The organism is Paracoccus litorisediminis (assembly GCF_009711205.1).
GTDB lineage: Bacteria > Pseudomonadota > Alphaproteobacteria > Rhodobacterales > Rhodobacteraceae > Paracoccus > Paracoccus litorisediminis.
On the sequence record NZ_WMIG01000048.1, the window covers coordinates 1 to 5,524 of the forward strand.

The window sequence follows — 5,524 nt, forward strand, 5'->3', positions numbered from 1 at the left end:
CGGGCTTTGACGTCGAAGACGTGGCGCAGGAGGTCTGGGGTGACGACCTCGGGGGTGGGGCCGCAGGCGATGAGCTGGCCGGACTGGATGACCATGGCCGCGTCCGAGAAGTGCAGGGCGTGGCCGATATCGTGCAGGGCGACGATGATCAGCAGGCCCTGCTCGCGGGTCAGGCGGTGCAGCAGCGCCAGCAGGTCGATCTGGCGGCTGAGATCCAGGGCCGAGGTCGGCTCGTCCATCAGCAGGATCTGCGGGTTCAGCACCAGGACCTGCGCGGCGCTGACCATCTGGCGCTGGCCGCCGCTGAGATCGCCGATATTGCGCTGGCGCAGATGGGTGATCGCCAGCAGGTCCAGAATGCGCTCGACCTCGGCATGGTCCTCGGGGGCGACCTGCAACCGGCGGCCCTGCATCCGGGCCAGCAGGATGGATTCGTAAACCGTCAGCACCGGGCGGGCGCCGCTGTCCTGGGGCATATAGGCGATGGGGCGGGGCACGGTGGCGCCCGTCACCCGGACCTCGCCGCCGCCTTTCAACAGGCCGAAGATGCGCCGGAACAGCGTCGATTTCCCGGCGGCGTTCGGTCCCAGCAGCGCCACCAGCTGGCCGCCCTGCAGCACCGGGGTCGAGATCCCGGACAGCACCGGGCGACCGGCATAGGACGCTGACAGATCCTGAAGTTGCAGGCTTACCATGACGCGGCCTTCCGGTTCAGGATCAGGTACAGAAAGAACGGGATGCCGACCAGCGAGGTGACGATGCCGATCGGGATCACCGTGCCGGGAATGACCATCTTGGACAGGATCGAGCCCACCGACAGGATCAGCGCCCCCGACAGCGCCGCGCCGGGCAACAGGAAGCGCTGGTCCTCGCCCAGAAGCATGCGCGCGATATGCGGCCCGACCAGCCCGATGAAGCCGATGGTGCCGACGAAGGATACCGAGATCGAGGCCAGCAGGCTGACGATGACCAGCACCTCCAGCCGCAAGCGGCGCGGACGGATGCCCATGCTTTCGGCTTTCGCATCGCCCAGCCGCATCGCGGTCAGCGCCCAGCCGCGGCGCGCCAGCAGGGGGGCCGCGACCAGCAGCACCGACAGCGAGATCCACAGCTTGGGCCAGGTCGCCTTGGTCAGGCTGCCCATGGTCCAGAACACCACCGCCGCCACCGCCTGCTGGCTGGCAAAGAACTGGATCAGCGACATCAGCGCGTTGAAGATGAAGACCAGCGCGATGCCCAGCAGCACGATGGTCTCGCTGGTGACGCCCTGACGCAGGCTGAGGCCATAGATCGCCAGGGCGGTCAGCATCGCCATCAGGAAGGCGTTGATCGGGATGACATATTCGATGGCGAAGGGGAACAGGCTGACGCCGAAGGCCAGGGCCAAGGCCGCGCCGAACCCCGCCCCGGCCGAGATCCCCAGGGTGAAGGGGCTGGCCAGCGGGTTGTTCAGGATGGTCTGCATCTGCACACCGGCGATCGACAGGCTGGCACCGACCACTGCGGCCATCAGCGCCACCGGCATCCGGATCTGCCACAGCACGACGCGGACCTGATCCTCGACCTGCGACGGCCAGATCAGCGCCTGCAGCACCTGCCCCAGCGAATAGCGCGCCGGTCCCAGCGCCAGATCGACGCAGATGCTGAACATCAGCGCCAGCGCAAGACCCACAAGGATGATCTGCCGACGCAGCACAAGGGCGCGATAGAAATCGCGCCCCTGGGACACTTCGGCAATGTCCGCCTTACTTGTCATTCAATGAGACCCAGTAGCCCGGCGTGTAATCGACCGGCAGGAAGCGTTCGTGCAGTTCCTTCAGCGTCGCCTCGGGGTCGAGATCGGCGAACAGCTCGGGCTGGATCCATTTGGCCAATTGCTGGACGGCGACGAAGTAATAGGGGTTGTCGTAGAACTGGTGCCAGATCGCATGGACCTGACCGGTCTTGACGGCCGTGATGCCGGTCATCGCGGTGCGGGTGGTCAGCGCCTGCAGCTTGGTGCGGGCCAGATCCAGATCCGCGCCGGGGCCGACGCCGATCCAGGCGCCGCCGGGGACATAGGCCTCCCAGTTGCCGCCGGTGACGATGACCTGATCGGGATTGGCGGCGATGATCTGTTCGGGGTTCAGCGTGCCGAAGGTGGTGGGCAGGATGTCCTTGGCGATGTTGGTGCCGCCGGCGATCTCGACATATTCGCCGAAATTGCCATTGCCGAAGGTCATGCAGCAATCGTCCGAATAGCCGCCGGCGCGGTCGACAAAGACCTTGGGACGCTGGATCTCGGCCTTGGCGATGACATCGGTGACGCGCGCCATCTGGTCATGGACGTAGTCGACATATTCGGCCGCCTTGTCCTCATGCCCGGTCAGCTGGCCCATGATCTGCATCGACTGCACGCTATGGGCCATCGGGTCTTCGCGGAAATCGACATAGACGATCGGAATGCCAAGCGCGCCCAGCTTCTTGTCATAGCCCGCATCCTCGGTCGCGGCCTTGGATTCGAGGTTCATCAGGATCAGGTCGGGCTTCAGCGCCGCGGCCTGCTCCACGTCGAAGGTGCCGTCCTTGAAGCCGCCAAAGGTCGGCAGCTTCTTCAGCTCGGGGAACTTCGCGGCATATTTGGCGTAAGTGTCGGGATCGGCCTCCAGCAGGTCCTGCCGCCAGCCGACGACGCGGGCGAAGGGGGCCTCGCGTTCCAGGACGCCCAGCAGGTAGATCTGGCGACCCTCGCCCAGAATGATGCGCTTGGCCGGGGCCTCGACCGTGACTTCGCGCCCGGCGACATCGGTCACGGTGATCGGATCGGCCATGGCCGGAAGCAGTTGCGCGGCACAAAGCAGGCCCGTCAGGGCGGCCAGACGAATAATCATAGAGCGATCCACATGTAAAAGCCGGTATTGGCGCCGCTCTATGAAGCATGAGTGAATTAGTCAAGAATGCGGGCGCACCGCTCGGCCAAAACCCGCGTCAGCCGGTCATGCCCGCCATGCTCATCACCCCGCGAAACAGCAGCGCCACCGCGCCCAGTGCCAGCACGCTGGCCGCCCAGATCAGCACCAGCCAGCCGATCCGGCGCAGCCATTGCCGGGGTTGCCGGGATTGCCGGGATTGCGGGGCGTCCATCAGTGATAGCCCTCGCCGGCCTTCACCTTGCCGCGGAACACGTAATAGGACCATGCGGTATAGGCGAGGATGAAGGGGATGATGAACAGCGCGCCGACCAGTGCAAAGCCCATGCTTTGCGGCGGCGCCGCCGCCTGCCAGATCGAGATGCCGGGCGGGATGATGTTCGGCCACAGGCTGATCGCCAGCCCGCTATAGCCCAGAAACAGCAGGACCAGCGCCAGCAGGAACGGCGCGCTGTGGCTGCTGCTTTGGCGCATCGCCCGCAGCAGCGCCCAGCCGGTCAGCACCACCAGCGCCGGGACCGGGGCCAGCAGGATCAGGTTCGGCAGCGCGAACCAGCGGCTAGCGATCTGGGGATGGGCCAGCGGCGTCCACAGGCTGACCGCCGCGATCGTGGCCAGCACCGCCAGCGTCACCGGCCGGCCCAGTTCCCGCATCCGGGCCTGCAGCGCGCCTTCGGTCTTCATCACCAGCCAGCTGGCACCCAGCAGCGCATAGGCCAGGATCATCGCCAGCCCGGTGAACAGGCTGAACGGGGTCAGCCAGTCAAAGACCCCACCGGCATAGCTGCCGTCCCGCAGCTCGAACCCGTTGATAAAGGCCCCCAGCGCCAGCCCCTGCGAGAAGGTCGCGACATAGGAGCCCCAGGCAAAGGCCTTGTCCCAGAAGGGCTTGTGGGCCTCGTCGGCCTTGAAGCGGAACTCAAAGGCGACGCCGCGCCAGATCAGCCCGGCCAGCATCAGCATCAGGGGCAGGTAAAGCGCGCTGAGGATCACCGCATAGGCCAGCGGAAACGCCGCCAGCAGCGCCGCACCGCCCAGCACCAGCCAGGTCTCGTTGCCGTCCCAGACCGGGGCGACGCTGTTGACCATCGCGTCGCGGTCGTCGCGGTCACGCACGAAGGGGAACAGGATGCCGATGCCCAGATCGAACCCGTCCATGATCACATACATCATCAGGCCAAAGCCGATGATCATCGCCCAGAGCAGCGGCAGATCGATACCCATGGCTTACCTCCCTTGCCTGTCGATGCTGTCGGGCGCGGCCGAAAGCGGCCGGGCCGGGCGCTGCGATTGCGGGCCGGGATCATGCGGATGGTCGGGAATGGTCTGCGGCCCCTTGGCGACCAGCTTCAGCATGTAGCGGATGCCGGTGCCGAAGACCGCGAAATACATCACGATGAAGACCAGCAGCACCGCCGTCAGCACCGGCGCCGAATGGTTCGAGACCGCGTCCTTGGTCCGCATCACCCCGTAGACCACCCAGGGCTGGCGACCGATCTCGGTGGTGAACCAGCCAGCGAGGATCGCGATCAGCCCCGAGGGCCCCATCCACAGCGCCAGCCGCAGGAACAGGCCGCGGTCGTAAAGGCTGCCACGCCAGCGCCGCCACAGGCTCCAGCCGCCCAAGGCCAGCATCAGGAAGCCCAAGCCCACCATGATCCGGAACGACCAGAACACCACCGTGGCATTGGGGCGGTCCTCGGGGGGGAATTCGCTCAGACCCTTGAACTGGCCGTCCAGGCTATGGGTCAGGATCAGGCTGCCCAGGCGCGGGATCTCCAGCTTGTAGCGGGTCTCCTCGGCGGCCATGTCGGGCCAGCCGAACAGGATCAGCGGCACGCCCGCGCCGGGTTCGTTGCGCCAATGCCCCTCCATCGCCGCGACCTTGGCCGGCTGGTGCTGCAGCGTGTTCAGCCCGTGCTGGTCGCCGATCACCACCTGCAGCGGCGCCACCACCACCAGCATCCACATCGCCATGGAAAACATCTTGCGGATGCGGCGGTCCTGATTGCCGCGCAGCAGGTGCCAGGCCCCCGCCGCCCCCACGAACAGCGCCGTCGACAGAAAGGCCGCCACCGTCATATGCGCCAGCCGGTAGGGGAAGGAGGGGTTGAAGATCACCTTCAGCCAGTCGGTCGGCACCACGACGCCGTTCACGATCTCGAAGCCCTGCGGGGTCTGCATCCAGCTGTTCGAGGCCAGGATCCAGGTGGCCGAGATCAGCGTGCCGATCGCCACCATCACGGTGGCAAAGAAATGCAGGCCCGGCCCGACCTTGTTCCAGCCAAACAGCATCACCCCCAGAAACCCGGCCTCAAGGAAGAACGCCGTCAGCACCTCATAGGCCAGCAGCGGCCCGGTCACCGACCCGGCAAAGGCCGAGAAATAGCTCCAGTTGGTCCCGAACTGATAGGCCATCACCAGCCCCGAGACCACGCCCATGGCAAAGTTCACCGCAAACACATGCGACCAGAAATGGCACAGATCCAGATAGGCCCGGTCCCGCGTCCACAGCCACAACCCCTCAAGCACCGCCAGATAGCTCGCCAGACCAATCGTGATCGCCGGGAACACAATGTGAAACGACACCGTGAAACCAAACTGAACTCGCGCCA

6 protein-coding genes are annotated in these 5,524 nt (G+C 65.9%); all 6 read right to left on the minus strand.

Annotated elements, in window-relative coordinates:
• The coding region (locus GL300_RS25865) for an ABC transporter ATP-binding protein (RefSeq protein ID WP_155042548.1) at positions 1–695 on the minus strand (695 nt) is incomplete at its 3' end.
• Complete coding sequence (locus GL300_RS25870) at positions 689–1,756, minus strand: FecCD family ABC transporter permease (protein WP_155042549.1); 1,068 nt, start codon at positions 1,754–1,756, stop codon at positions 689–691. The genes GL300_RS25865 and GL300_RS25870, both read right to left, overlap by 7 nt.
• Positions 1,746–2,870 (minus strand): ABC transporter substrate-binding protein, encoded by a 1,125-nt coding sequence (locus tag GL300_RS25875; RefSeq protein WP_211595417.1) that lies wholly within the window; start codon positions 2,868–2,870, stop codon positions 1,746–1,748. The genes GL300_RS25870 and GL300_RS25875 overlap by 11 nt, the downstream gene beginning before the upstream one ends.
• Before the next feature lie 97 nt (positions 2,871–2,967).
• On the minus strand, positions 2,968–3,123 hold the full coding sequence (locus GL300_RS25880; protein WP_155042550.1) for a DUF2474 domain-containing protein: 156 nt from the start codon (positions 3,121–3,123) through the stop codon (positions 2,968–2,970).
• The gene (cydB, locus tag GL300_RS25885) at positions 3,123–4,133 is read right to left on the minus strand and encodes a cytochrome d ubiquinol oxidase subunit II (protein ID WP_155042551.1); all 1,011 of its coding nucleotides are present in this window, start codon (positions 4,131–4,133) and stop codon (positions 3,123–3,125) included. The genes GL300_RS25880 and cydB overlap by 1 nt, the downstream gene beginning before the upstream one ends.
• 3 nt (positions 4,134–4,136) lie before the next feature.
• Positions 4,137–5,524: cytochrome ubiquinol oxidase subunit I (locus GL300_RS25890; protein WP_155042552.1), on the minus strand; the 1,388-nt coding region annotated here is incomplete at its 5' end.

Bases quoted from the DNA above. Each gene is read 5' to 3' on its own strand.
- GL300_RS25870 (WP_155042549.1), bottom strand. From the start codon at position 1,756: ATGACAAGTAAGGCGGACATTGCCGAAGTGTCCCAGGGGCGCGATTTC.
- GL300_RS25875 (WP_211595417.1), bottom strand. From the start codon at position 2,870: ATGATTATTCGTCTGGCCGCCCTGACGGGCCTGCTTTGTGCCGCGCAA.
- GL300_RS25880 (WP_155042550.1), bottom strand. From the start codon at position 3,123: ATGGACGCCCCGCAATCCCGGCAATCCCGGCAACCCCGGCAATGGCTG.
- cydB (WP_155042551.1), bottom strand. From the start codon at position 4,133: ATGGGTATCGATCTGCCGCTGCTCTGGGCGATGATCATCGGCTTTGGC.